Below are 24,349 nucleotides of genomic sequence, written 5' to 3' on the forward strand. Positions count from 1 at the left end.
GGGGGCTATCCGGACGCGCCGACCAGGGCCCACACGGTCTTGCCGTTGCGTCCCCGGTCCCGTACCCCCCAGGTCCGGGCAAGCTGGTCCACCAGATGCAGTCCGCGGCCGCGCTCGTCGTCCGGGCTCGGCGCGTCCCGCAGCACCGGCTGGGCCGGGCTCTGGTCGGACACCGCTATGAAGCAGGAGCCGTCGGCCCGGGCGGTCACCGATATCTCGAACTCCCGCTCGAGGATCGGTCCGTGACGGACGACGTTCGCCGCCAGCTCGGAGGCCAGCAGCACGACGTTCTCCGTGATCGCGTCATCCTTGCCATGTCCCCACGTGGCCAGATGGCGGCGTACCCGATGCCGGGCGAAGCCCACGGAAGCCGGGTGCCGGGGCACCCGGAAGGCCTCTCGTCTCAGCACAAAGCATCCCTCCCCTGTGAACACCGAAAGCCTCCCCACTGGAGAGCGCACAGTGACAGGTCAATGTCACCGCCGACCCGACACCCGACTGATTCCGGCCACTCCGGGACCACCGGTAACGCGGGGCGTGCCAGGCGGATGCCGAGGCGCCACACGGCTCCCGGCGACCACTGTATGAGAGGAAAACGGCAGTTCGGGTGGCATGTCGGGCGATGGCCCCATACCCGTTCGGCAGGCGGGGACCGGTTCGGGAGCGTCCTGCCGAACCGCCCGGCATATGCCCGCACGCCGGCAGAATGGCCGAACACGGCGTTCCTGATCTCGTCGGGAGCACGGATTGGTTGCGGCCGGGGATTCGCGGAGCGGCTCCGCCGGGGCCTCCGGCAGCATGACGAGGCATGGGGAGAGACGGTACGTCGACTTTCTGCGGGCGTGGGCGATCGTCATGGTGGTGCTCGGCCACTGGCTGATCACGGCCCTGGTGCACGGGCCGGACGGTGCGCTGGGCGCGCCGGAGCTGCTGGCCACGGTGCCCTGGACCCAGTGGCTGACCCTGCTGTTCCAGATCATGCCGCTCTTCTTCCTGGCCGGCGGCCACGCGGCGGCCGGATCCTGGGCGCGGACGCGTGCGGCGAGCGGTTCGGCCACGGGCTGGGTGGGGCGGCGGGCCGTACGACTGCTGTTGCCGACCGGGCTCTACAGCGGGCTGGTGCTGCTCGCCGTCGGGCTCTGCGAAGCCGTCGGCGTGGATCCGGGCACCCTCGCGCTGGTCGGCTGGGCCATGGCGATGCAGTTCTGGTTCCTGCCGGTGTACCTGCTGGTCAGTGCCCTGACGCCGGTGCTGCACGCCGCCCACCGACGCTGGGGGCTCACCGTCCCCGTGGTCCTGGGCGCGGTCGCGGTGGCCGCCGACACGATCGTGCTCACCGTCCACACGCCCTTCGTGGGTCTGCTGAACCACGTCCTCGTCTGGGGCGTCGCCTACCAGCTGGGCTTCTGCTGGCGCGACGGACTGCTGACCGGGCGCCGGCTGCCCGCCGCGATGGCCGTCGGCGGCGGGTTGGTCTTCGCGGCGCTGGTCGGCCTCGGCCCCTTCCCGGTCAGCCTGATCCTGGTGACCGGACAGACCCCGAGCAACACCGATCCGCCGTCGGTGGCGATGCTGGCCTGGGCGGTGGCCCAGGTGGGCGCCTGTCTGCTCGCCGCGCCCGCCCTCCGGCGCCTCCTCGAACACGAGCGGGTGTGGCGGGTAGTGCGGCCGTTGGGCGGTGTCAGCATGACCCTGTATCTGTGGCACATGCTGCCGGTGCTGATCGCCGCGGCCGCCTTCTACCTGACCGGACTCGCCCCCGAACCCGCCCTGGACTCCGCGTCATGGTGGGCCCTGCGCCTGCCCTGGCTGCTGGTGCTCGGCGCGCTCCTCACCGTCGTCGTGTCGGCGCTGCGTCCTTCGGAGGGCGCCCTGGTGGCACGGTACGAGCGCATCCGCCCGGACACCGGCCCGTACCGCGCCCGGCTCCTGTGGCCCGGTCTCGCCGTGACCGTCCTCGCCCTGATCCGCTTCGCCACCCGGGGCTTCGCCGAGGACGGACGCGTCCCCGTCCTGGCCGCCGTGGGCCTCGTCCTGGGCACGGCCCTGGTCCTGCTCCACCGGGCCCCGGGCGGACACGGTTCCGTACCGCGACGGCCCGCCGAGACCGAGGGCGCCTTGGAGGAAGCGGCCTGACGGCGAGTCCGTAGGGTGTGCCCATGTCCACGACGCCACGCTGGCTCAACGCCGAGGAGCGACGGGCCTGGCTGGCCTACATCGACTTCTCCACCCTGCTCGCCGACCATCTGAACCGGCAGCTGCGGCGGGACGCCGGCATGACGCACGCCGACTACAGCCTGCTCGCCCACCTCTCCTCTGCGCCCGACGGCGTCCTCGGCATGTCCGAACTGGCCCAGCGGCTGAAGATCACCCGCAGCCGGCTCACCCACGCGGTGAACCGGCTGTGCGAGGCGGGCCTCGTGGACCGGCGCGAGGACCCCGCCGACGGCCGCGGCCAGCTCGCCGTCCTCACCGACGAGGGCCACGCCCTGCTGGAACGGGCCGCCCCGGGCCATGTGGAGGCCGTCCGCCGCGCGGTCTTCGACGCCCTCACACCCGAGCAGGTACGGCAGTTCGCGGAGATCGGCGAGGCGATCAGCGACGCCCTGCACCGCGTCGACGAGGCGGACGACCCGAGGGTGCTGCCGTGGCGGCGCAGATGAGTGCCTGCGGTTACCACCCGCGGGCCGGTTCCGGTCGGTGGACTCCGCGGGGGCGGTAGCCGTGCTCGTCTGAGCGGCCCAGCAGGTCGGCGAAGTACCAGACGGGCGGATCTTGTCGGGGAGGCGTGGTTTGCGCGGGCCGGTGCGGGCTACGCGGCCGGCATGCCACCTGTGCTCCCTCCGGCACCCGGGAGGTCCTCATGAGCCGGAAGATACGAGACGTGATGTCGCCCGGCGCGGCAGCCCTCGAACCCATGACCACCGTGGCACGCGCGGCTCGCGTGATGCGGGAGCGGGACGTTGGCGACGTGCTCGTCGCCTACGACTGCGATCTGTTCGGCGTGCTCACGGACCGCGACATCGTGATCCGGGCCCTGGCCGCGGGACTCGACCCGGAGCACACGACCGTCGGGTCCGTCTGCACCCCGCCACCGGTGGCGACCCTGTCGCCGGACGACACCACCGACCGCGCCATCGAGCTGATGGGCCGGTACGCCGTTCGTCGGCTGCCGGTCGTCGAGCGCGGCGGCTGCCCGGTCGGCGTGGTCAGCATCGGCGATCTCGCCACCACCGAGGACCCCTGTGCGGCCCTCGCGGACATCAGCAGGGCCGCTCCGAACCATTGAGCGCACCCGGCGTGAGGGCGTGCCCTCACGGGTAGGCGCACGGTCAGGGACCGCACCCTCCCGCGGGAGACTCCCATGAGCGTCACACTCGTTCATCCGCGCCCCAAGTTCGCCCGGGCACGGCTCACCGAGCCGCCGCCGACCGGCTATCTGCATCTCGCCGCCGCCGTGGAGCCGCCCCCGGGCGGAATCGGCAGGCCGGGACACAGCCGGGGCAAGTCCCACCTGCTCGACCTGCTGCGGGCCGAGGCGGAGGACCTGGCCAGTCTGACCGAGGTGAAGCGGGCGAGCGTCTACCGGGCCGCGGCCCTCGCGCCCGCCGTCGGCTGGGACCCGCCCGAGGGACTGCACCGCGCCCGCTACGACGTCGTCCTCCTCGTGGAGACCCGGACACCACACGACATCGCCCCGGTACGGGACAGCGTCGCCTACCGCCGTCTGCGCCGTCGGCTGGAACAGGCGGCCCGGGACGTCCACGAGATGACCGCCCGCTGTGCCAAGTGCCTGGCGGACGTGGACCGCGGGCACCAGGGCCTGTTCCAGTTCACCTACTTCGTGGCGGAGGACCCGCGGCGCACCGCCGAACTGTGGGAGCACCTCGCCGGCTGGTACGCCGCCGAGACGGGCCTGGACAACTCGGTGCTGCTCCAGCCGTTGGACGAGACCGCGTCGCACTACAGCTTCGTCGCCCACGCCCGCTGGGACGCGGGCCTGGCCGCCGTCGCCCTGCGCCAGTTCACCAAGCCCAGCTTCTACCGCTTCCTCGGGCCCACCCTGCGGGAGAACCGCACGGCCGCGATGCCGGTGCTCCACCACCTCGTACAACTGCGGGACCGGTGAGAGGGACTGCCGTGCCTCGTCAGGCGCGGGTGTCCGGGCCCATCATCTCGTCGAGGTGACTGTTCGCGCCCGTGTCGTACGACCGCGGGGTGCGGTGACGGCGGTGCGCGCCCCCGCTCACCATGGCCAGACCCAGGCAGAACAGGAGCGCCAGCGCCAGGCCGGAGCTGAAGATCGCCAGCGTGTTCATGGTGGCGATGTGGTGGTCCAGCACCGACACCGAGTACTCGGGGCCGCCGGACAGGTTGCCGGCGATCGCCAGGGCGGTGAAGGCGCCCGTCGCGCCGAGGAGGAGCAGTCCGAGGAACAGCATCCGAGTCATCTCCTCAACATCCTCACAAGAGGTCGTTCACCAGCACGGGTACCCCCGGCCCGGCGGCCCATGACCCGCACGCGCGACCCGGAGCGGTGCATCGGCCGGGGCGCGCGGGGTAGGCGGGCAGCAGAGCGTGGACGTCGTGCGCGAAAGGGGTGACGACCGTGACGACCGCGATGCAGTTCCATGACCGCGGGCACGCCGGGCGGGAACTGGCCGGGCGGCTGCGGATCGAGCAGGAGAAGGGCGTGCTGCCCCACCCCCTGGTCCTGGCCCTGCCCAGAGGCGGTGTCGCCGTCGCCCGTGAGGTGGCGCGGGCCCTGGACGCCCCGCTCGACGTGCTGGTCGTACGGAAGATCGGCGCCCCCTTCCAGGAGGAGCTCGGCGTGGGCGCGATCGCCGGGGACGACGAGCCGCTCTTCGACGACGACGCCCTGGACCGGCTGGGCCTGACCGAGACCGAACTCGCACCCGTCGTCGAGCGGGAACGCGAGGAACTCCGGCGCCGCCGGCGCCGCTACCGGCAGGACCGCCCCGCCCCCGACCTGGCGGACCGCACCGTGATCGTGGTGGACGACGGACTCGCCACCGGCGTCACGGCCCGCGCCGCCCTGCGCTCCGTACGCCGACAGGGACCCGAGCGGGTCGTGCTGGCGGTCCCGGTCTGCTCGCCGCAGGCGGCGGACCTGCTGCGCGCGGAGGCGGACGCGGTGATCTGTCTGCAGCGGCCGGACGACTTCATGGCGGTCGGCCTGTGCTACGAGGAGTTCGAGCAGCTGACGGACGAGGACGTCCTGACGGCCCTCGGCGAGACCGCCGACCACTGACCTGCGCGGCCGACCGGGCCGACCGCGACCGCCGTTCGCTCAGGCCGAGGCGTGCGGGCGGGAGTCCTGCTGAGCGGTGGTCGTGCGGTCCGCCTCGGCCTGGATGAGCAGTGAGAGCAGCGACGCCACCGTGAGGCCAGCCTCGGCCGGGTGCCGCAGCACCTTGCTGGGGTCGATCCGGTACGTGTTGGAACGTCCTTCCCTGGTGTGGGAGAGGTATCCGGCCTGCTCCAGGTCGGCGATGATCTTCTGGACGGCGCGTTCGGTGAGGCGGCAGTGGGCGGCGATGTCCCGGATCCGGGCGCTGGGGTTGTCCGCGATGGCGGCCAGCACGCGCGCGTGATTCGTGATGAACGTCCATCCGGTGTGTGGCTCGGGCACTCCATCCATGCCCCTACTGTAGCGACCCAGCATTCACGCATTCAAAAACACGTACTGCGTTTCCTGTATTGGTTGACGTATGTGGGCCGAAGCGGGGAACCTTGGAGTCGAAGGCGGGCGAGCACACGAGGGAGAGACGCCATGACGGAGCCTGCGCACGCGGCGCGGCCCCGTACGAGGCAGGACGCCGACGGCACGACGGTCGGCGGTGCCCCGTCGGCCGTGCCTCCGTGCCTCGCGACGATCCATGTGCTGCCGGTCGGCGAGCGTACGGACATCCGGATCGACGGCGAGCTCGACTTCGGCAGCCGACGGCTGCGGGACAACCTGGAGGAGGCGCTCGACGACTCGGCCGGAGGCGTCGACCTGGACCTGGGCGAGGTCGGGTTCTGTGACTGCGCTGGGCTCAATCTGCTGCTGGATCTGCGGCGGCGGGCCATGGACCACGGCAAGACGGTGACCCTGCGCGTGAGCTGTCCCTCGGTCGACCGGCTCCTGGAACTGACCGGCGCCCGGGAGCTGTTCCCGCAGGCCGAGCCCGCCTCGGAGGGCGCCTGGGCCGCCCCGGACGAGCGTGTCCCGCGCGTGGACGTCGACGGCGAACTGCGCAGGGAGGTCGCCGAGTTACGGCGTGCCATGCGGACCCGGCCCGGCATCGATCTGGCCCGGGGCATCCTGATGGCCACGTTCAACCTGACTCCGGAGGCCGCATGGACCGTGCTCGTCACGGCGTCGCAGAACACCAACACCAAGCTGCACGTGCTGGCGCAGGATCTGGTGGACACCGTGCAGGGGGTGCCGCTGCCCGAGGAGGTCCAGCAGCAGGTGGCGGCCGCGGTCACGCAGGCCCGCCGGGTGATGGAGGCTCCGCCCGCGTGAGGGGGCCCGGGGCCTCGACGGTGCGCCCCGCGGCCCCCGGGACCGTCCGGCGGCGCACCGCATGAGCGGACGGGCGCCGGCCGGTGACGGGCCCGGTGCGGCGGCGGCGCGGCTGACCGGGCGTGCGGTGCGCGGTGAGCGCCCGCTGTCCGGTGCGGTCACCGAAGTCGCCCTCGACGGCGGTGGACCGGTGCTGGTGAAGCGGGCCGACGAGCCCGACGCCGTGCGGGCCGAGGCGGCGGGACTGCGCTGGCTGGCGGACGCGGGCACGGTTCGCGTTCCGGATGTCCATGGGTACGAGGGGAGTTGGCTGGTCACCGATCTCGTACCGCGGGGCCGGGCGAGGGCACGGACGGCGGAGGAGTTCGGGCGCGAGCTGGCCGCACTGCACGCGGCCGGCGCACCCGCGTTCGGCGCGCCGCCGCCCGACGGCCCCGTCGACGCGTACATCGGGCTCGCCCCGATGCGGAACGTCCCCGGCGCCGACTGGCCCCGCTGGTACGCCGAGCTCCGGGTGCTGCCGTATCTGCGTGCCGCGGTCGACGGGGGTGTGATCCGCCCCGCCGAGACGTCCGCCGTCGAGCGCCTCTGCGAGCGGCTGCCCGACCTGGCGGGTCCCGCCGAACCCCCCGCCCGGCTGCACGGCGACCTGTGGAACGGCAATGTGCTCTGGGGTGCCGACGGCCACGCCTGGCTGATCGACCCGGCCGCGCACGGCGGCCACCGGGAGACCGACCTCGCGATGCTCCACCTCTTCGGCTGCCCGCACCTGGACCATGTCCTGGACGGCTACCGGCAGGCCGCACCGCTGGCCGACGGCTGGCGGGACCGCGTCGGGCTGCACCAGCTCTTCCCCCTGCTGGTCCACGCCGTACTGTTCGGCCGCTCCTACGCCGAGCAGGCCCTCGCGGTGACCCGGGCGGCGCTCGCGCGATGACCTGGAACCGACGTCGGCGGGTACTGACCCATTGACGCGGCTCTCGTTCTTCCAGACACTGACATGACTACGTAGTCAAAGCACCGCCCTCCCGGTCGGCCTCGGTTGACTACGTAGTCACGACAGGGAATCCGCTGGAGAGCGCATGGCCACGAGCAGAACCGAGGGGACCCCGGACGGTTCCCGGCGCCGCCGTCACGGCCCCGGCATGACCGAGGTCGCCCGCGCGGCCGGTGTCTCGCAGAAGACCGTGTCGCGGGTGGTCAACGGGGAACCGCACGTCAGCCCCGAGGTGCGCGACCGCGTGCTGAGGGTCATCGAGGAGCTGGACTACCGCCCGAACAACGCGGCGCGCGCCCTGCTCCTGGGCCGCTACCGGCGCATCGGCGTCGTCTCCCTGGGCACCGCCCTGTACGGTCCCTCGACCCTGCTCATCGCGCTGGAACGGGCGATGCAGCGGACGGGCTACTCCTTCGCCGTGGCCAGCACCCTGGAAGGGCAGCGCGTCCCGGTCGCCGCGGAGGCGCTGCTGGAACAGGGCGTCGACGGCATCATCCTGTCCGAACCCATCGACGACGGCACTCCGCTCCGCATCAGCGCGGACGTACCCGTCGTCAGCCTCGCCGAGGGGCTGGAACAGACCGGTGGCGTCAGTGCGGTGGTCGGCGCCGACGGCGCCCTCGCGGCCCGGATCGCCACCGAGCATCTGCTCTCCCTGGGTCACCGCACCGTCTGGCACATCCCCGGTCCGCAGGACTGGTGGGCGGCCCGTGACCGTGTACGGGGCTGGCGCGAGGCCCTCGCCGCCGCCGGCGCGCCCGAACCGCCCCTGCCGGAGGCCGGCGACTGGACCCCGGCCTCCGGGTACGCCACAGGGCGACGGCTCGCCCAACTTCCGGACGTCACCGCCGTGTTCGCCGCCAACGACGACATGGCCATCGGTGCGCTGCGGGCGTTCGCCGAAGCGGGAGTGTCCGTACCGGACGGCGTGAGCGTCGTCGGTTTCGACGACATCCCCGCCGCCGCCTACCTCTCACCGCCCCTGACCACCGTCCGCCAGGACTTCACCGTCGTCGCCGAGCGCGCGGTCGACGTGCTCGTCGCCATGATCGAAGGGCGGCCCACTCCCGCCGAATCCGTGGCCCCCGCCGTCGAGTTGACCGTACGGGCCTCCACCGGACCGGCCCGCGGACCCGCACCGCCCCGCCGCTGAACGCGCGTCGGCCTCTTGGCAGTTCCCGCAGAGCTACCTCTCGACCGTATGGGAGAAGGATGTTCCCGCTTCCTCGCCGCGTTCTGTTCGGCGCCGCCTACTACCACGAGTACCAGCCCCACGAGCGGCTGAAGGACGACCTCGACCTGATGGCCGAGGCGCGCTTCACGGTCATCCGGATCGGCGAATCGGTGTGGTCGACCTGGGAGCCGGAGAACGGACGGTTCGACCTGGACTGGCTCCAGCCGGTGCTCGACGGCGCGCACGAGCGGGGCATCTCGGTGATCCTGGGCACGCCGACGTACGCCGTGCCGCCGTGGCTGGCCCGCCAGTACCCGGAGATCACCGGGGAGGCCCGCACGGGTGAGCGCATCGGCTGGGGGGCCCGGCAGGAGGTCGACATCACGCATCCGGCGTTCCGTTTCCACGCCGAGCGGATCATCCGGAAGGTCGTCGCCCGGTACGCCGACCACCCGGCCGTGATCGGCTTCCAGGTCGACAACGAACCGGGCCTGCATCTCCTGCACAACCATGGGGTGTTCCAGCGCTTCACCGACGAACTCCGCGCGCGGTACGGCGATGTGGAGACCCTCAACCGGGAATGGGGGCTCGTCTACTGGTCGCACCGGCTGTCCACCTGGGCCGACCTGTGGCGGCCGGACGGCAACGCCCAGCCGCAGTACGACCTCGCCTGGCGCCGGTTCCAGGCCCGTCTGGTCACGGAGTTCATCGCCTGGCAGGCCGACATCGTGCGCGAGTACGCCGGCCCGGCCAGTTCGTCACCACCTGCATCTCCTACGACCGTCCGGGCGTGGAGGACGACCGGCTCACCGAACGTCTCGACGTCACGGCGGGCAACCCCTACTACACGATGCAGGACGCCCTCGCCCTGCCCGACCGGGGCAGCTCCGCCCAGGACTGGACGACCAACGGCACCTGGGCGCTGTACCGCAGCGCCGACCGCATGTACTCCTCCCGCCAGGAGCCGTTCCTGGTGACGGAGACCAACGCGCAGGCGATCGGCTTCTCCTGGAACAACCGGCCCGCCTACGACGGCCAGTGGCGCCAGGCCGCCTGGGCGCTGGTCTCGCGCGGTGCCTCGATGATCGAGTACTGGCACTGGCACACCCTGCACTTCGGCGCTGAGACCTACTGGGGCGGCATCCTCCCTCACAACGGCCGGCCGGGCCGCGTCTACCGCGAACTGGCCGCTCTCGGGGCCGAGTTGGAGAAGGCCGGGGACCTGGTGGCCCAGCTGACCCCGGACGCCGACGTGGCGTTCCTCTACGACGGCCCCAGCAAGTGGGCCTTGCAGGGGCAGCCGCCCCTCGCCGACGCGGACGGCGGTCCGGACGCCCGCTCGTACGAGAGGATCTTCGACGCCTTCTACCGGGGCGCCTTCGACGCGGGCCTGCAGTCCCGCATCCTGCACCCGCGCCAACTCCCCGACGCCGACCTCCCTCCCGTCCTGGTGGTCCCCGCCTACTACGCGGCCGACAACGCGGTCCTCGACCGGCTCAAGGCCCACGCCGAGCGGGGCGGCCACCTCGTCCTCGGTCCGCGCACCGCTTACGGCGATCACGAGGCCCGGGCCCGCACGGACGCCCAGCCGGCGCGACTGGCGGAGGCGGCCGGGGTGACGTACGACGAGTTCAGCAACCTCGACGGGCCCCTGCCGGTCAGCGGCACCGCCGCTCTCGCCCTCCCGCCGGAGGCGCACGCCCTGTACTGGGCGGACGGGCTGCGCCCGCAGGGTGCCGAGGAACTGGCCGGGTACGTCCACCCGCACTTCGGCCGGTGGCCGGCGGTCACCACGCACCCGTACGGCAAGGGCCGTGTCACCCATGTCGGCACGGTCCCCGACCCGGCCTTCGCCCGCGCCCTGTTCGACTGGACCGCCCCGGTCGACTCCTGGCGCCCGGCCCACCCGAGCGTCACCTCGACCACGGCCACCGCCCCGGACGGCCGCCGGGTCCGCTTCCTGCACAACTGGTCGTGGGAGCCGGTGTCCGTGCCCGTGCCCGAGCCCCTGCGGGACGTGCTGTCGGACACCGTGTACGACGAGGGTGTGCCACTGGGGCCGTGGGACGTGAAGGTGCTCGAGGAGTGAGCGCGGCACCGGTCCGAGTCAGCTGTCCGGCTGCGGCACCGGACAGGTCGCAACCGTCCTGCCGCAGCCACTGCTCGTGGGCGGCGACTGCGGCACCCAGGCAGGCGTGGGCGATCGCATGGGGGAGGAGGTCGTCCACCGCCCGCTCCAGCCGGTCCGCCGCGAACTCCGCGACGACTGCCGCCATTCGCCGTGCATCAGCGTGGTCCACGACCCCCTGGCGCTGGGAACGGATCGCCGGGCTGCCGAGGCAGGCGGCGGAGAGCACCGAACGCGTCCGCAACACGCATCTGGAACGTGCGGTGCTCGCCACCCTCGACTACGCCACGAGCGCCGAGGAACAGTCCTTCCAGACCGACGACTTCCGCGACACGCCGGCCCGGCTCACCGGGAAGTGAGCTTCCACAGGTGGTCCGCCGTGCCGTTGTCGTCCCACTGCAGGACCTGGGCGCCGGAGGACGTGCTCATGTTGTTCACGCCGAGCAGCAGTCCGCTGTTGTAGTTGGCGATCTTGTAATAGCCGCCGCCGTCCGGGACGAGCTGCCAGAGGTGGTCGGCGGTTCCGTTGTCGCCCCAGATCAGGGCGGTGCCGCCGTCGCTGGTGCTCATGGCGTTGATGCCGAGCAGCAGCCCGCTCGCCTGCTGCTGGATCTTGTACAGGCCGTTCCCTGCGGCCACGAGGGTCCAGTTCTGGTCGGTGCCCGTGGTGGACGTGGCCTGCACGACCGAGGTGCCCTGGGCGGTGCCCGCGCCGCTGGTGTCGAGGGCGAGACCGCTGTTCTTGTTGGTGATCTGGTACCGGCCGGCCAGTGAGGTGCTGGTGCCGCTCGGGGTGACGACCAGGTGGTAGCCGTCGGAGGCGTTCATCGTGACGGGCACGGTGATGGAGCCGTTGCTGACCGGGAAGTCGGTGTCCGAGACGGTGACCGGGCCGGAGACCGCCGTGGTACGGCCCTTGGAGGGGGTGTACTCCAGCTTGACGTGCACCGTGCTGCCGAAGGCCGACAGCGAGGACAGGCCGCTCACGGTGACGGCGCAGGAGCCGGTGCAGCCGCCGGCGACGACGCTGATCTGGTTGCCGGCCCCGTTCCGGGCGGCGAAGCCGTCGATGCCGGTCTGCGCCGGAGGAGTGGTGACGACCATGTTCCCGGACATGTCGCCGTACCACTTGTAGAGCCAGTACGCGCCGTTCGGTGAGCCTCCGGTGTCGGTCAGGGTGTCGCCGAGGGTGCCGTAGTGGTTCCAGAACGCCAGCTCGGCGTCGTGCACACCGGCCCGCTCGAACTTGGCGACATAGCCGACGAGCGGTCCTGGCACGCCGACTTCGCTCGTGGTGCCGTACTCCTCGATGGCGATGGGGCGCGGGCTGATGCCCAGGCTGCTCTCCAGCGAGCGGTAGGCGGAGACATGCGCGGCGATGTTCTGCGAACCCTGCAGCTCGTGCCAGGAGATGATGTCCGGCACGGTGCCGCTCGCCTTGGCGTCGGTGAGGAACGTGCTCATCCAGGACTGGTTCCAGGCCGAGTAACTCGGCCCCTGGATCGGCGTCCTGGTGTCCTTCGCGCGGACCTCCTGGTAAGTGCGCGCCCATCCCGCGTCGAAGGCGCCCGCGTTGGTGGTGTCCCACGTCCAGTCGGGCTCGTTCCACAGTTCGTACGCGGCGATGTTCGTGGCGCCGGAGGACTGCACGGACGCGACCTGCTTGTCCACGGCGGACAGCCAGTCGCTCCAGCTCACCCACTTGTAGGGGAAGTTCGGGTACCAGTCCGGCATGCGTACGACGACCTTGGCGCCGGCGTTCGCCGCCTTGGCGGCGACCACCAGGGCGTCGCCCGCCGGCTTGGGCTCTCCGTTGGGCAACTGGGAGCCGCCCGGGGCCATCTGGACGAAGGTGTTCGGCTTGAGCGGGGTGACCAGGCTGTCGGCCGGGGTGCTCGCGTCGGCGAGGCCGTAGAGGCTGCCGGTCGCCACATGGGTGACGGAGCGGAGGGTCTGGTCGGCGTTGACGACCAGGGTGGTCGAGGACGTGGGGGCCGCCTGGGCCGGTGCGGCGGTGGCGAGGGCGGCCGCGGTGAGGGCGGCGGCGCCGAGGGCGGCCGTCAGGCGCGCGGGAACGGGGGGTCTTGTGCGGCTCATGACAGAGGTCTCCTCAGGGAGGAAGGGGGAGAGGGGAATCGCGGGTGGTGTCAGTCCTTCACGGCGCCCGCGGTGACACCCGCGGCCACATAGCGCTGGGCGAGGACCAGCAGGACCGCTGCGGGGACGGACGCGACGACGGCGGTGGCCATGATCGCGTTCCACTCCTGGTTGTTGTTGCCGATGTACTTGTAGATGCCGAGGGTGATCGGCCTCAGATCGCCGCCGCCGTCCAGGGTGTTGGCGAAGACGAAGTCGGACCAGGCCCACAGGAAGCTGAACAGCGAGACGGTGACCAGGGCGTTGCGGCTCACCGGCAGCACCACCGACCAGAAGGTGCGGAAGGTGCCGGCACCGTCGATCCGGGACGCGGCGATGAGCTCGCCGGGGATGCCCGACATGAACGCGGTGAAGATCATGACGCCGAACGGCACGGCGATGGTGGAGTCCGCGATGATCAGCCCCCACCAGGAGTTGAGCAGACCGAGGTCGAGGAAGATGCCGTAGAAGCCCATCGCCATGACGATCCCGGGGATCATCTGCGCGACCAGCAGGACGAGTCCGAGCGCGCCGCCCCCGCGCGGGCGGAGCTTCGCCAGGGAGTAGCCGGCCGGGGCGGCGAGCAGCAGGGTCAGCGCGACCGTGCCGAGGCCGATGAGCAGGCTGGTGCCGAGGTAGGGCAACTGGTCGTCCAGGACGGCCCGGTAGCCCTCGAAGGTGGGGTGCAGCGGGAACAGGTCGGGCGGGTCCTTGCGCATGTCCTGCTGCGGGGTGAGCGACACGTTGAGCATCCAGTACACCGGAAACAGCATCAACGCGGTGAGGACGAGGCCGACGACGGTGTGACGGCGGCTTCTGGAGCGGGACTTCACGCTTCCTGCCTCCTCTGCACGCGGATGTACAGCAGCCCGAAGACGAGCGCGATGAGGATGAGGATGTTGCCGACCGCGGCCCCGGGGCCGAACTTGGGCAGCAGCGTGCCGAAGCCCAGCTGGTACGACCAGGTCGCCAGGGTCGAGGAGGAGTCACCCGGACCGCCCTTGGTCATGATCCAGATCAGGTCGAACACCTTGAGGGTGTAGACGAGACCGAGGAGCAGGGTGATCGCGGACACCGGCCGCAGCAGCGGGAAGGTGATCCGCCGGAACTGCTGCCAGGCGCTCGCCCCGTCCAGGGCCGCCGCCTCGTACAGCTCGGCCGGGATGTTCTGCAGACCGCTGTAGAGGATCACCAGGTTGAACGGGATGCCGATCCAGATGTTGGCGACGATCACCGACGTCAGCGCCCAGTCCGGCGAGGTCAGCCAGCCGACCGGGCCGGCCCCGAGGAAGTGCAGGAAGTAGTTCACCACTCCCGACTCGCTGTTGAACATCCACGACCAGGTCGACGCCGACACGATCAGCGGCAGCAGCCACGGGATGAGGAACAGGGCACGCAGGGTGGGCGCGAGACGAAAGTGCCGGTTGAAGAAGACCGCGAGGGCGAGCCCGATGACGTACTGGAAGGCGATGGACACGAAGGTGAAGACCATCGTGTGCCGTATCGCCGGGCCGAACGTCGGATCGTCCAGCACCTTCCGGAAGTTGGCCCAGCCGGAGAACGGCGCGTCCCCGGCCACGAAGGAGCGGACGGTGTAGTCGCGCAGGCTCAGGTCGAGGTTGCGGTAGAGCGGATAGAGGTAGAAGGCGGCGAGGTAGGCGAGCAGGGGAAGGACGTAGGCGAGCGCGGTCAGCCGACGCCGAAGGGCGGGGGACAGGCGGGCCCTGTGCTGTGCGGCGTCCCGGTCGGGGCGCCGCGCCTCGCCGGTGTGCGGCTTCGCCGCCGGGCGCGGCGGGCCCCCGCGGACCCGCAGACTCACGGCCACCGGTCAGCCCTTCCCCGCCGCGGCCTGCGCGGCGTCCAGCGCGTCCTTGGGGCTCTTGCCGCCCGACAGCGCCGCCTGGACCGCGGTCCACATCGGCTGCGAGATGGTCGGGTACTTCGTGCCCAGACCGCCGCTGGTGCGGCCGCGGGCGGCCGCGACCGCGTCCACCCAGGGCTTGAGCTTCGGGTTCTGCTTCACCTGTTCGGCCTGGACCGAGGCCGTGGGAGCGACGTACATCAGTGTGGTGTCGGTGGGCAGCAGGTTCGCGTCGCTGGTCAGACATGTGACGATCTTCTTGCTGGCGGCGTAGCGCCCGGTGTCCTTCTGCACGGGCACCGTCACGAACTCGCCGCCCGTCGGCACGGGTGCCGAACCGCCGTTCTGCGCGGGGATGTTGACGATGCCGTAGTCGAAGCCGGCCTTGTCCGCGTTGCCCAGCTGCCAGGTGCCGTTCTCGCTGAACGCGTAGTCGCCGGTGGCGAACTCCTGCCAGCTGGTGGTCTGGGTGTTCTGCAGGACGTCCTTGGGCGCGTAGCCGGCGTCCACCCACTGCTTCCAGAGCGTGAGGGCGGCAACGCCCTTGTCGGAGTCGAGCTTTGTGAGATCGCCTCCCGCGCCCCAGAACCAGGGCAGGAACTGGAAGCTGCCCTCCTCCGTGTTGATCGCGGAGAACGTGATGCCCTTCTTCCCGGCCGCCTTGACCTTCTTCAGCGCGGCGGTGAGCGAGTTCCAGTCCTTGACGGAGGCCGGGTCGACGCCGGCCGCGGTGAGGACCTTCTTGTTGTAGTAGAGCGCGAGGGTGTTGGCGCCGATCGGCACCCCGTAGGAGGCGCCGTCGATGGTGCCCGCGCCGATGATGTTCTTCTGGATCGACGACGTGTTCAGGCCCAGGTCGCTCGTCTTGTTGAGGATCCCCGCCTCCACCAGCGTGGAGACGACCGGGTTGTCGACGAGCATGACGTCGGGAGCGTTGCCCTGCTGCGCGGCCAGCAGCGCCTTGTTGCCCAGGTCCGTGGTGTCGTACGCGGTGCGCTTGAGCTTCACCCCGGCCTTGGTGCCGCACGAGGTCACGAGCTTGCCCCAGGCCGAGGAGGCGTCGAACTGCGGGTAGGGGTCCCAGAAGGTGTACGTCCCGCCGGTCGAGCCGGAGGAGCCGGAGGAACCGGAGCTTCCTCCGCAGGCGGTGAGGGAGGCGAGCGTGCCGACGGCGGCGACCGCGGCCAGGAGAGTGCGGCGGGTGGATATCACGGGTGACCTCGTTGTCGTGGAGAAGGGGCTCAGGAGGTGGGCAGCCAGACGCGCATCGCGCCGTCCCGGCGGTTGGCCCAGGCGTAGTAGGGGATCGCGGTGAGCTCGACGGGGTCGCCGTCCTGCCGCGCGGGTTCGTCGGCGGTGGTGTACGGCCACCAGCCGGCGTCCGGGATGTGCCGGCGCCGGCCGGCCGCCACGACCGTGGTGACGCCGCCCAGCAGGTCGGGGCGGTGCTTCACGGCGAGTGGACGTGTGGTGTCGATGACGATGTCGTCCAGGCCGCCCCCGGGGTGGTCGACCTGTTCCAGGCAGTGGACGAGCGGCCCGCGTTCGATGGCCACGCAGCCGCGCACGGCGTCCACGCGCGGATCGGCCGCGGTGAGCCGGGGTTCCATGACCAGCTCCAGCACGACCCGGTCCCCGGGCGCCCAGGTCCGCTCCAGCCGCAGCCAGCCGTCCCGCGCGGGGGAGTCGTACGTCTCCTCCCCGCACCGCACCCGGAAGTCGCGGCACCAGCGCGGGATGCGCAGGGACAGTGTCCAGGGCCGGTCGGCCGGGGTGTCCTCGACGGTGAGGGCGATCGTGCCGTGCCAGGGGTAGTCGGTCTCGGCGCGTACGGCGATCGGGCCGGCGGAGTAGCGGCCGGTGACGTACTGGTGGATCTGCAGACCCTCGTCGTCGCTCGTGGCGAGGTAGTGCTCCAGGGCGGCCAGCAGCCGCATCACGTTCGGCGGGCAGCAGGCGCAGCGGAACCAGCGGGTGCGGCGCGCCGACTGGTCGCCGCCGGGGTCGGTGTGGCCGTCGCGGACCTGGAGCGGGTTGACGTACAGCCAGGACTCGCCGTCGAGGGAGACGCCGGCCAGGAAGCCGTTGAACAAGGTGCGTTCGACCAGGTCGGAATAGCGGGCCTCGCCGGTGAGCAGGGCCATGCGCCAGCTCCACTGCACGGAGGCGATGGCGGCGCAGGTCTCGCAGTAGGCGCGCTCGTTGGGCAGTTCGTACGGGTCGCCGAAGTCCTCCCACTCGTGGTGGGCGCCGAGCCCGCCGGTGAGATGAGTCTTGGTGGTGGTCATGGCCTGCCACAACCGCTCGGCGGCGGACCGGAGTTCGGCCTCCCCGGTCTCGGTGGCCAGGTCGGCGACCGCGGCCAGCAGATACAACTGCCGTACGGCGTGGCCCTCGACGTTCGTCGCCTCGCGCACCGGCACCCGGTCCTGGCAGTAGGCCTCCCCGCCGAGCAGGCCGTGGCCGTGCCGGTCGACGAAGTAGCCGGCGAGGTCGAGGTAGCGGCGCTCGCCTGTCTCCCGGTACAGCTCCACCAGGGCGGTCTCCACCTCGGGGTGGCCGTCGATGCCGTCGATCTTCTTGCCGCTGCCGGGCGGACCGAACACCGCGTCGAGGTGGTCGGCGAACCTGCGTGCCACATCGAGGAGTTCGGTGCGGCCGGTGGTCCGGTGGTGGGCCACGGCGGCCTGGATGAGATGGCCGGCGCAGTACAACTCGTGGCCCCAGCGCAGGTCCTGGTAGCGCTCGCCGCCCTTGACCAGCTGGAACCAGGTGTTCAGGTACCCGTCGGGCTGCTGGGCGGCGGCGACGAGCGAGACGATCCGGTCGACGTCCGACTCCAGCTGTGCCGACGGTCCCTGGGCCAGCTGCCAGGCGGCGGCCTCCAGCCACTTGTAGACGTCCGTGTCCACGAACGGGTAGGCGCCCCGGAACTCGCCGTCGGCCGTGCCGGCCGCCAGCCGGAGGTTGTGCAGATTGCCCGCGGACTCCAGCAGGCCGGGGCCCTGGGGGATGGATGTGCGGGCGTTGACCTCGCGGCGGGCGTGCCAGAAGCCGTCGGCCACGTCGACCGCGACGGGGCGCAGGGCCGAGTGGGAGCCGGGGCCGAGACGGACCGGGCCGGTGGGGGACGGCTGGGCGGAGTGGGTGCGGGGCATGGCTCTCCGAGAGGTCGAAGGCGGGGGAGCGACCGGGACTGGGCAACGGTGTGCGCAACCGTTTTCCTCGCCGATGAGTAGAGGGCAGTCAGGGGATCGCGGTCAAGAGGTCTGCACAGTGTTTCTCTGGTTGCTCAAGGACTGGCACTCCAGCGGGCCGCCTGACACCATGGACGGCGCCGAACCCGCGAGGGACGACGATTGAGAAAAGGATTGCTCGTGACCGAAGCCGCTCCGCGTTCCCCCTCTGCCGCCCGGGCGAAGCTCGCCGACGTCGCCGCGCTCGCCGGTGTCAGCGTGGGCACGGCCTCCAAGGCGCTCAGCGGCAGCGGACGGATGCGCCCGGAGACCCGGCAGCGGGTGCTCGACGCCGTGGAGGAGCTCGGCTTCCGGCCCAACCAGCACGCGCAGAGCCTGCACACCGGGCGCAGCTGGACGGTCGGCCTGATGACGACGGACGGCATCGGGCGCTTCAGCACGCCCGTGCTGCTGGGCGCCGAGGACGCGCTCGGCGCCGGGAAGATCTCCGTGCTCCTGTGCGACACCCGGGGCGACACCATCCGGGAACAGCACCATCTGCGCAATCTCATGGACCGGCGGGTGGACGGCATCATCGTCACCGGCCGCCGCACCGACCCGCGGCCGTCCCTGCAGGGCGTCGACGGCATCCCGATCGTCTACGCGCTCTCCCCGTCCACCGACCCCGCCGACACCTCCGTCGCCTCCGACGACCGGGGCGGCGCGCGTCTCGCCGTCGAGCACCTGACAGCCACCGGGCGCACCCGTATCGCCCATGTCACCGGCCCGGAGCACCATGCCGCCGCCCGTGACCGCGCCCGTCACGCCCTCGACCTGCTCGCCCACTCCTCGCTGGAGCTCGCCGGCGGGCGCGTCCACTTCGGCGAGTGGAGCGAGGCGTGGGGGCGCCGCGCCGCCGACGCGGTCCTGCGTACGGCACCCGACACCGACGCCTTCTTCTGCGGCAACGACCAGATCGCGCGCGGGGTGGCGGACGCGCTGCGCGAGCGCGGCATCGAGGTGCCCGGGCGGATCGCCGTCGTCGGCTACGACAACTGGGACACCATGGCGCTGGCCTGCCGCCCGCCGCTCACCACGATCGACATGGACCTCACGGAGATCGGCCGGATCGCCGCGCTGAAGCTGCTGGAGGCCATCGACTCGGGTCCGGTGCCGGGCGTGCACACGGTGCCGTGCCGGCTGGTCGTACGGGAGTCCACGTGAGGCTGCCGAGGGAGTTCGCGTGAGGTCTCGGGGGCGGTGATCGTGGGACGGCGTGTGACTTCGGTGAGGTTGTGGAGGCGGGCTTTGCATGACCATGCGAGTTGATGCATACTCTTGCTATGTCCAAGGTCCTCACCTCCCTTCCCGCCGGCGAGCGCGTCGGCATCGCCTTCTCCGGCGGCCTCGACACCTCCGTCGCGGTCGCGTGGATGCGCGACAAGGGCGCCGTCCCCTGCACCTACACCGCCGACATCGGTCAGTACGACGAACCCGACATCGCCTCGGTGCCCGGGCGTGCGAAGACCTACGGTGCCGAGATCGCGCGCCTGGTCGACTGCCGCGCCGCGCTGGTCGAGGAGGGCCTGGCCGCGCTGACCTGCGGCGCGTTCCACATCCGCTCCGGCGGGCGCGCCTACTTCAACACCACGCCGCTCGGCCGCGCCGTCACCGGCACGCTGCTGGTGCGGGCGATGCTCGAGGACAACGTCCAGATCTGGGGCGACGGCTCGACCTACAAGGGCAATGACATCGAGCGGTTCTACCGCTACGGCCTGCTCGCCAACCCGAACCTGCGGATCTACAAGCCGTGGCTCGACGCGGACTTCGTGACCGAGCTCGGCGGCCGCAAGGAGATGTCGGAGTGGCTGCTCGCCCATGAGCTGCCCTACCGGGCGAGCACCGAGAAGGCCTACTCCACCGACGCCAACATCTGGGGCGCCACCCACGAGGCCAAGACCCTGGAGCACCTGGACACCGGCGTCGAGACCGTCGAGCCCATCATGGGTGTCCGGTTCTGGGACCCCGCCGTCGAGATCGCCACCGAGGACGTGACGATCGGCTTCGACCAGGGCCGTCCGGTGACGATCAACGGCAAGGAGTTCGCCACCGCCGTCGACCTGGTGATGGAGGCCAACGCCATCGGCGGCCGCCACGGCCTGGGCATGTCCGACCAGATCGAGAACCGGATCATCGAGGCCAAGAGCCGCGGCATCTACGAGGCCCCCGGCATGGCCCTGCTGCACGCCGCCTACGAGCGCCTGGTCAACGCCATCCACAACGAGGACACCCTCGCCCAGTACCACAACGAAGGCCGTCGCCTCGGCCGGCTGATGTACGAGGGCCGCTGGCTGGACCCGCAGGCGCTGATGATCCGTGAGTCGCTGCAGCGCTGGGTCGGCTCGGCGATCACCGGCGAGGTCACCCTGCGGCTGCGGCGCGGCGAGGACTACTCGATCCTCGACACCACGGGCCCGGCGTTCAGCTACCACCCCGACAAGCTGTCGATGGAGCGCACCGAGGACTCCGCGTTCGGCCCGGTCGACCGGATCGGCCAGCTGACCATGCGCAACCTCGACATCGCCGACTCGCGCGCCAAGCTGGAGCAGTACGTCGGCCTCGGCCTGATCGGCACCGGCAGCCCCACCATCGGCGCCTCCCAGGCCGCCGCGACCGGGCTCATCGGCACCATGCCCGAGCTGCCCGAGGGCGGCGCCGAGGCCATCGCCTCCCGCGGTGCGGTCTCGGAGGAGGACGCGCTGCTGGACCGCGCGGCCATGGAGTCCGGCACGGACTGAGCCGGGAAGCAGGAGAGGCCGGGTCGTCACCGACCCGGCCTCCGCCTTTACGGGGACTCACTGCTGACAGTGCCAGGATGTCCTCGATGTCCCGGGGCTGTTGCGCCGGTACGGGCTGCACTTCTCAGGATGAGTAGGCGTCCACCGTGAAACCGTTCGAACAGTAGTCCCAGATCTCCTCCGCGGTGATCGGATGCGCGCCCTCCTGGCCGCTGGACCGGGCGTTGAACATGACCGTCTGCATGGTCAGCGCCGCTACCCGCCTCGCCGTGAAACCCGAGCGCAGCAGGTCCGCCTCCTCCAGCTCCTCCATCAGCTCGGTGAACAGGGCGAGCAGCGGCGCGTTGGCGACCCGCATCTCGGCCGGGTGCGAAACGAGCAGGCGCATGGCGAAGTCGCTGAACAGCGGCCGCTGCCGGGCGGAGAGGTCGGGGCGGGAGATCTCGAACAACTCCTGGACGACGACCCGGATCCGGTCCAGCGGAGCGGACTGCTGGGCCGCGAGCGCCCGCAGCTCGTCGGCCGACTTGCTCATCGCGTCCTCGAACAGCGCCAGCAGCAGCTCGTGTTTGCCGTCGAAGTGCTGGTAGAAGCTGCGCAGCGACTGCTTCGAGCGGTCCACGACCTCCTGGACCGTGAAGTCGGTGGTCCCCTTCTCGGCCGTGATCGCCTGGGCCGCGTCGAGGAACCGCTCCACGCGCTGCTCGGCCCGACGTTTCGCCGCCTGCGTGGAGCGCTCGACCGCGCGCTGCTTCCAGGCAGGTTCCTCGGCCGGGGTGCTCACGGGCTGGTCTGCCTTTGGTGCCATGGGGAGAACATTACTGCAGTTTAACGACAAGCGTCCTTCGACGGAGATGGACAGCTCGGGTGACGTTAGGGAGACTGCGGATTCGGAAATTGGAGAATGTCACTCTCGCACATCGACGCTGGTGCGCGCCGTCGCCAGGAATTGACGGAGCCGCCGACGCGGTCGAACTGGCCGTCGTCCTGGAAGACCCGTCTTCGACCCCCTGCTGCACATCGCCGAGGTCACCTTCCCCGACGTCCGGGTCGCCGAGAGCGACCGCGGCCGGGCCGATCCGGAGGCCGCCCGGCACATCGTCCTCACCGGCCTCGCCCTGACCGTCGTCGGCGCCTGTCGGCGCGCGTCGACCTGGTCCTCGACCACGTCCGCGACCGCCACCAGTTCGACGCCCCGATCGGCTCCTTCCAGGCCGTCCAGCACAAGGCGGCCGACATGCACGTGGCCGTCGAACACGCCCGCGCCCTCACCTACTTCGCGGTCCTCGCCATCGCCGAGGACGACCCACGGCGTGGCCTGGCCGCCTCCCTGGCCAAGGCTGCGGCCGGCGAGTGCCAGGCGCTCCAGGCGCGCCGTCAACCAGACGCAGGACGTGCAGGGCTTGCACGCCGCCGTCCAGTCCGTGTTCGACATCCACCAGACCGGGCACGGCAACGCCCTCAGCGTCTGCGGCTACCCGCTTCTGGCCAAGTTGGACGAGATGAAGGAGAGGCTGCGACAAGCATCGGTGTCCGGGCGTCGTCGCACCGCCGGAGGTTAGTGCCTCTCGACCAGGTTCTGGGTGCCGAGGACCGAGATCAGACGCAGCTTCTCGGCCGCCTCGGTGCCCGGTTCGGCCGAGTAGACGAGGATGTGGAGGTCGTTCGCCTCCACCCTGAGCAGATCGCAGTCCAGCGTCAGCAGACCCACCTCAGGATGGTCGATCGTCTTGTGGGAGGCTTCCAGCCGGCCCACCACCCCCGCGTCCCACAGCTCGGCGAACCGCTCGCTCCGGCCACGCAACTCGGCGATCATCCGCCGCAGTTGACGGTCGGCAGGGTAACGCGCTGAGGTCGCCCGCAACTCGGCGACCATGCCGACCTCGAACGCGCGGTGTTCTTCCGGGGTGTGCCGCACCCGGGTCGGCATCCCGGTGAAGGCGCGCCACACGCCGTTGCGTTCGAAGCCCCGCAGGGCGGACTGATCGCCCATCAGCGCCGCATACATCGGGTTGGCCACCAGCAGGTTCATCGCCGCGTCGGAGACACCTACAGGGGTGTCCCCCAGCCGGTCCAACAGACGTTGCACGCTCGGGGTGAGGAACGCCGGCACCACCTCCGGACCCGGCGGCACCAGCTCCGCCAGCCGGAACAGATACGCCCGCTCGTCCGCCGACAGCCTCAGCGCCCGGGCCAGCGCCTCGACGACCTGCGCGGAGGGACTGGTCGCACGGCCCTGTTCGAGACGCGTGATGTAGTCCGCCGAGATCCCGGCCAGCAGGGCCAGCTCCTCGCGTCGCAGCCCGGCCGCGCGCCGGTGCCCGCCGGTGGGCAGCCCGGCCGCGTCCGGGGCGACGCGGTCACGCCAGCGCCTGAGCGCCTGTCCGAGTTCCGTCGCCGTCATGCCACCCAGTGAACACCGTCGGCCGTGTATGTGCCTGGTACCGGCAGTCCCAGGAAGAAGGGTCTTCTGGCTGACCTCGCCGTGCTGCCGGAAGGTGGACGGCATGACGACAACACTCATCACCGGAGCGAACAAGGGTCTCGGCTTCGAGACCGCCCGTCGGCTCGTCGCCGCGGGCCACACCGTGTACGTCGGCGCCCGCGACCCCGAGCGCGGACGTCGGGCCGCCGAGCGGCTCGGCGCCCGGTTCGTACGGCTCGACGTCACCGACGACGCCTCCGTGGACGCCGCCGCCAAGACGATCGAGGCCGACGGCGGACTCGACGTGCTGATCAACAACGCCGGCATGGAGACCCGGACCGAGGACAACAGCGTGCCGGTCGCGGCGACCGTCACCGCCGACCACATGCGCACCACGTTCGAGACCAACGTCTTCGGCGTGGTCCGCGTCCTGCACGCGTTCCTGCCCCTGCTGGAACGCTCGGCCGCGCCGGTCGTGGTCAACGTGAGCAGCGGACTGGCGTCGCTGACCCACCTCTCCGACCCGGAACACCCAGCCCACTTCTATCCCGGCATCGCCTACCCGACCTCCAAGACCGCGGTCAACATGCTCACCGTGCAGTTCGCGAAGGCGTATCCGACGATGCGGATCAACTCCGTGGAACCGGGCTTCACCAAGACGGACCTGAACGGCAACACGGGCACGCAGACCGTCGAGGAGGGCGCCGAGATCATCGTGCGGATGGCGCAGATCGGCCCCGACGGCCCGACCGGTGGCTACTTCGACGTCAACGGGCGCCTGCCCTGGTGACTCACAGCTGAACCAGCCGGGGCGCCGACCGCTCCGCGCGCACATGCGCTCCGGCCCAACGAGACCTTCATCGACGGCCTGCGCGTCCCGGCGAGCGCCCGCATCGGCGGGGAGGGCGAGTGCTCCTGCGACTCGCGCCGATCAGCCAGGAGATGGTGCTGAACTACGTGTCCCAGCACGTGCTGGGGCTGCCCAGGTCGTATTGACGCCACCGGCCCGGGCAGCCCCTGAAAGCACTCAGCCCTTGCGGGTGTTGATCTCCTCGGTGAGCTGGGGGACGACGTCGAAGAGGTCGCCGACCACGCCGTAGTCGACCAGGTCGAAGATCGGGG

General features: G+C 71.2%; 21 protein-coding genes and 3 pseudogenes. 13 read left to right on the forward strand and 11 right to left on the reverse strand.

Features of this window, described 5'->3' with window-relative positions:
* Positions 1-5: 5 nt before the first annotated feature.
* Complete coding sequence (locus ACWCQ1_RS30950; protein ID WP_133049101.1) at positions 6-410, reverse strand: ATP-binding protein; 405 nt, start codon at positions 408-410, stop codon at positions 6-8.
* 388 nt (positions 411-798) lie between these two features.
* On the opposite strand from ACWCQ1_RS30950, the gene ACWCQ1_RS30955 reads away from it, so the two are divergent.
* The 4 genes from ACWCQ1_RS30955 (at position 799) to ACWCQ1_RS30970 (ending at position 4,129) form a co-directional block, all read left to right on the forward strand.
* Positions 799-2,136: an acyltransferase family protein gene (locus tag ACWCQ1_RS30955; protein ID WP_451027847.1), complete on the forward strand. Its 1,338-nt coding sequence runs from the start codon at positions 799-801 to the stop codon at positions 2,134-2,136.
* A 23-nt stretch (positions 2,137-2,159) separates the two neighbouring features.
* The gene (locus tag ACWCQ1_RS30960) at positions 2,160-2,663 is read left to right on the forward strand and encodes a MarR family winged helix-turn-helix transcriptional regulator (protein ID WP_358605939.1); all 504 of its coding nucleotides are present in this window, start codon (positions 2,160-2,162) and stop codon (positions 2,661-2,663) included.
* Positions 2,664-2,863: 200 nt separating this feature from the next.
* Positions 2,864-3,289: a CBS domain-containing protein gene (locus tag ACWCQ1_RS30965; protein ID WP_133049097.1), complete on the forward strand. Its 426-nt coding sequence runs from the start codon at positions 2,864-2,866 to the stop codon at positions 3,287-3,289.
* Positions 3,290-3,364: 75 nt separating this feature from the next.
* The gene (locus ACWCQ1_RS30970; protein ID WP_133049096.1) at positions 3,365-4,129 is read left to right on the forward strand and encodes a hypothetical protein; all 765 of its coding nucleotides are present in this window, start codon (positions 3,365-3,367) and stop codon (positions 4,127-4,129) included.
* Positions 4,130-4,148: 19 nt separating this feature from the next.
* On the opposite strand, the gene ACWCQ1_RS30975 is transcribed toward ACWCQ1_RS30970, so the two are convergent.
* A complete protein-coding gene (locus ACWCQ1_RS30975) occupies positions 4,149-4,451 on the reverse strand; it encodes a hypothetical protein (protein WP_356765727.1) in 303 nt (100 codons plus the stop codon).
* Between the two features lie 170 nt (positions 4,452-4,621).
* Here ACWCQ1_RS30975 and ACWCQ1_RS30980 point away from each other — a divergent pair, with 170 nt between their 5' ends.
* Positions 4,622-5,272, forward strand: a complete 651-nt coding sequence (locus ACWCQ1_RS30980) for a phosphoribosyltransferase (protein WP_133049160.1) — start codon at positions 4,622-4,624, stop codon at positions 5,270-5,272.
* A gap of 39 nt (positions 5,273-5,311) precedes the next feature.
* Here ACWCQ1_RS30980 and ACWCQ1_RS30985 read toward each other — a convergent pair whose 3' ends face one another.
* Positions 5,312-5,662, reverse strand: coding sequence for a helix-turn-helix transcriptional regulator (locus ACWCQ1_RS30985; RefSeq protein ID WP_358605933.1), 351 nt, complete (start codon positions 5,660-5,662; stop codon positions 5,312-5,314).
* 132 nt (positions 5,663-5,794) lie between these two features.
* On the opposite strand from ACWCQ1_RS30985, the gene ACWCQ1_RS30990 reads away from it, so the two are divergent.
* The 4 genes and pseudogenes from ACWCQ1_RS30990 to ACWCQ1_RS31005 all read left to right on the forward strand — a co-directional run bounded on the left by ACWCQ1_RS30990 (position 5,795) and on the right by ACWCQ1_RS31005 (position 10,792).
* Complete coding sequence (locus ACWCQ1_RS30990; RefSeq protein WP_358605930.1) at positions 5,795-6,532, forward strand: ANTAR domain-containing protein; 738 nt, start codon at positions 5,795-5,797, stop codon at positions 6,530-6,532.
* Between the two features lie 61 nt (positions 6,533-6,593).
* The gene (locus ACWCQ1_RS30995) at positions 6,594-7,469 is read left to right on the forward strand and encodes a fructosamine kinase family protein (RefSeq protein WP_451027848.1); all 876 of its coding nucleotides are present in this window, start codon (positions 6,594-6,596) and stop codon (positions 7,467-7,469) included.
* Positions 7,470-7,677: 208 nt separating this feature from the next.
* Entirely contained in the window at positions 7,678-8,682 is a 1,005-nt protein-coding gene (locus ACWCQ1_RS31000) for a LacI family DNA-binding transcriptional regulator (protein ID WP_451027857.1), read from the forward strand.
* Positions 8,683-8,741: 59 nt separating this feature from the next.
* Positions 8,742-10,792 (forward strand): annotated as a pseudogene (locus ACWCQ1_RS31005) (beta-galactosidase).
* Positions 10,793-10,841: 49 nt separating this feature from the next.
* Here ACWCQ1_RS31005 and ACWCQ1_RS31010 read toward each other — a convergent pair.
* The 6 genes and pseudogenes from ACWCQ1_RS31010 to ACWCQ1_RS31035 all read right to left on the reverse strand — a co-directional run.
* Positions 10,842-10,979: pseudogene (locus tag ACWCQ1_RS31010) on the reverse strand (acyl-CoA-like ligand-binding transcription factor); the annotation flags it as partial.
* Positions 10,980-11,176: 197 nt separating this feature from the next.
* Complete coding sequence (locus ACWCQ1_RS31015) at positions 11,177-12,928, reverse strand: RICIN domain-containing protein (protein WP_358605921.1); 1,752 nt, start codon at positions 12,926-12,928, stop codon at positions 11,177-11,179.
* A 50-nt stretch (positions 12,929-12,978) separates the two neighbouring features.
* Entirely contained in the window at positions 12,979-13,740 is a 762-nt protein-coding gene (locus tag ACWCQ1_RS31020; RefSeq protein WP_451027858.1) for a carbohydrate ABC transporter permease, read from the reverse strand.
* A 56-nt stretch (positions 13,741-13,796) separates the two neighbouring features.
* Positions 13,797-14,792: a carbohydrate ABC transporter permease gene (locus ACWCQ1_RS31025; RefSeq protein WP_451027849.1), complete on the reverse strand. Its 996-nt coding sequence runs from the start codon at positions 14,790-14,792 to the stop codon at positions 13,797-13,799.
* A 3-nt stretch (positions 14,793-14,795) separates the two neighbouring features.
* On the reverse strand, positions 14,796-16,040 hold the full coding sequence (locus ACWCQ1_RS31030) for a sugar ABC transporter substrate-binding protein (RefSeq protein WP_451027850.1): 1,245 nt from the start codon (positions 16,038-16,040) through the stop codon (positions 14,796-14,798).
* A 29-nt stretch (positions 16,041-16,069) separates the two neighbouring features.
* Positions 16,070-17,986 (reverse strand): glycoside hydrolase family 127 protein, encoded by a 1,917-nt coding sequence (locus ACWCQ1_RS31035; protein WP_358605915.1) that lies wholly within the window; start codon positions 17,984-17,986, stop codon positions 16,070-16,072.
* Positions 17,987-18,205: 219 nt separating this feature from the next.
* Here ACWCQ1_RS31035 and ACWCQ1_RS31040 point away from each other — a divergent pair, with 219 nt between their 5' ends.
* Both ACWCQ1_RS31040 and argG read left to right on the forward strand, forming a co-directional pair.
* A complete protein-coding gene (locus tag ACWCQ1_RS31040) occupies positions 18,206-19,228 on the forward strand; it encodes a LacI family DNA-binding transcriptional regulator (protein WP_358605912.1) in 1,023 nt (340 codons plus the stop codon).
* Between the two features lie 119 nt (positions 19,229-19,347).
* Complete coding sequence (gene argG / locus ACWCQ1_RS31045; RefSeq protein ID WP_133049085.1) at positions 19,348-20,802, forward strand: argininosuccinate synthase; 1,455 nt, start codon at positions 19,348-19,350, stop codon at positions 20,800-20,802.
* A 124-nt stretch (positions 20,803-20,926) separates the two neighbouring features.
* On the opposite strand, the gene ACWCQ1_RS31050 is transcribed toward argG, so the two are convergent.
* The gene (locus ACWCQ1_RS31050) at positions 20,927-21,610 is read right to left on the reverse strand and encodes a TetR/AcrR family transcriptional regulator (RefSeq protein ID WP_451027851.1); all 684 of its coding nucleotides are present in this window, start codon (positions 21,608-21,610) and stop codon (positions 20,927-20,929) included.
* 96 nt (positions 21,611-21,706) lie between these two features.
* Between ACWCQ1_RS31050 and ACWCQ1_RS31055 the strand changes: the two are divergent.
* A pseudogene (locus tag ACWCQ1_RS31055) lies at positions 21,707-22,105 on the forward strand (acyl-CoA dehydrogenase family protein); the annotation flags it as partial.
* 255 nt (positions 22,106-22,360) lie between these two features.
* Here ACWCQ1_RS31055 and ACWCQ1_RS31060 read toward each other — a convergent pair.
* Positions 22,361-23,206, reverse strand: a complete 846-nt coding sequence (locus ACWCQ1_RS31060; RefSeq protein WP_133049083.1) for an MmyB family transcriptional regulator — start codon at positions 23,204-23,206, stop codon at positions 22,361-22,363.
* Between the two features lie 103 nt (positions 23,207-23,309).
* Here ACWCQ1_RS31060 and ACWCQ1_RS31065 point away from each other — a divergent pair, with 103 nt between their 5' ends.
* Entirely contained in the window at positions 23,310-24,017 is a 708-nt protein-coding gene (locus tag ACWCQ1_RS31065; RefSeq protein WP_133049082.1) for an SDR family NAD(P)-dependent oxidoreductase, read from the forward strand.
* Positions 24,018-24,349 lie beyond the last annotated feature (332 nt).

Source organism: Streptomyces sp. NPDC002144, from assembly GCF_053593695.1.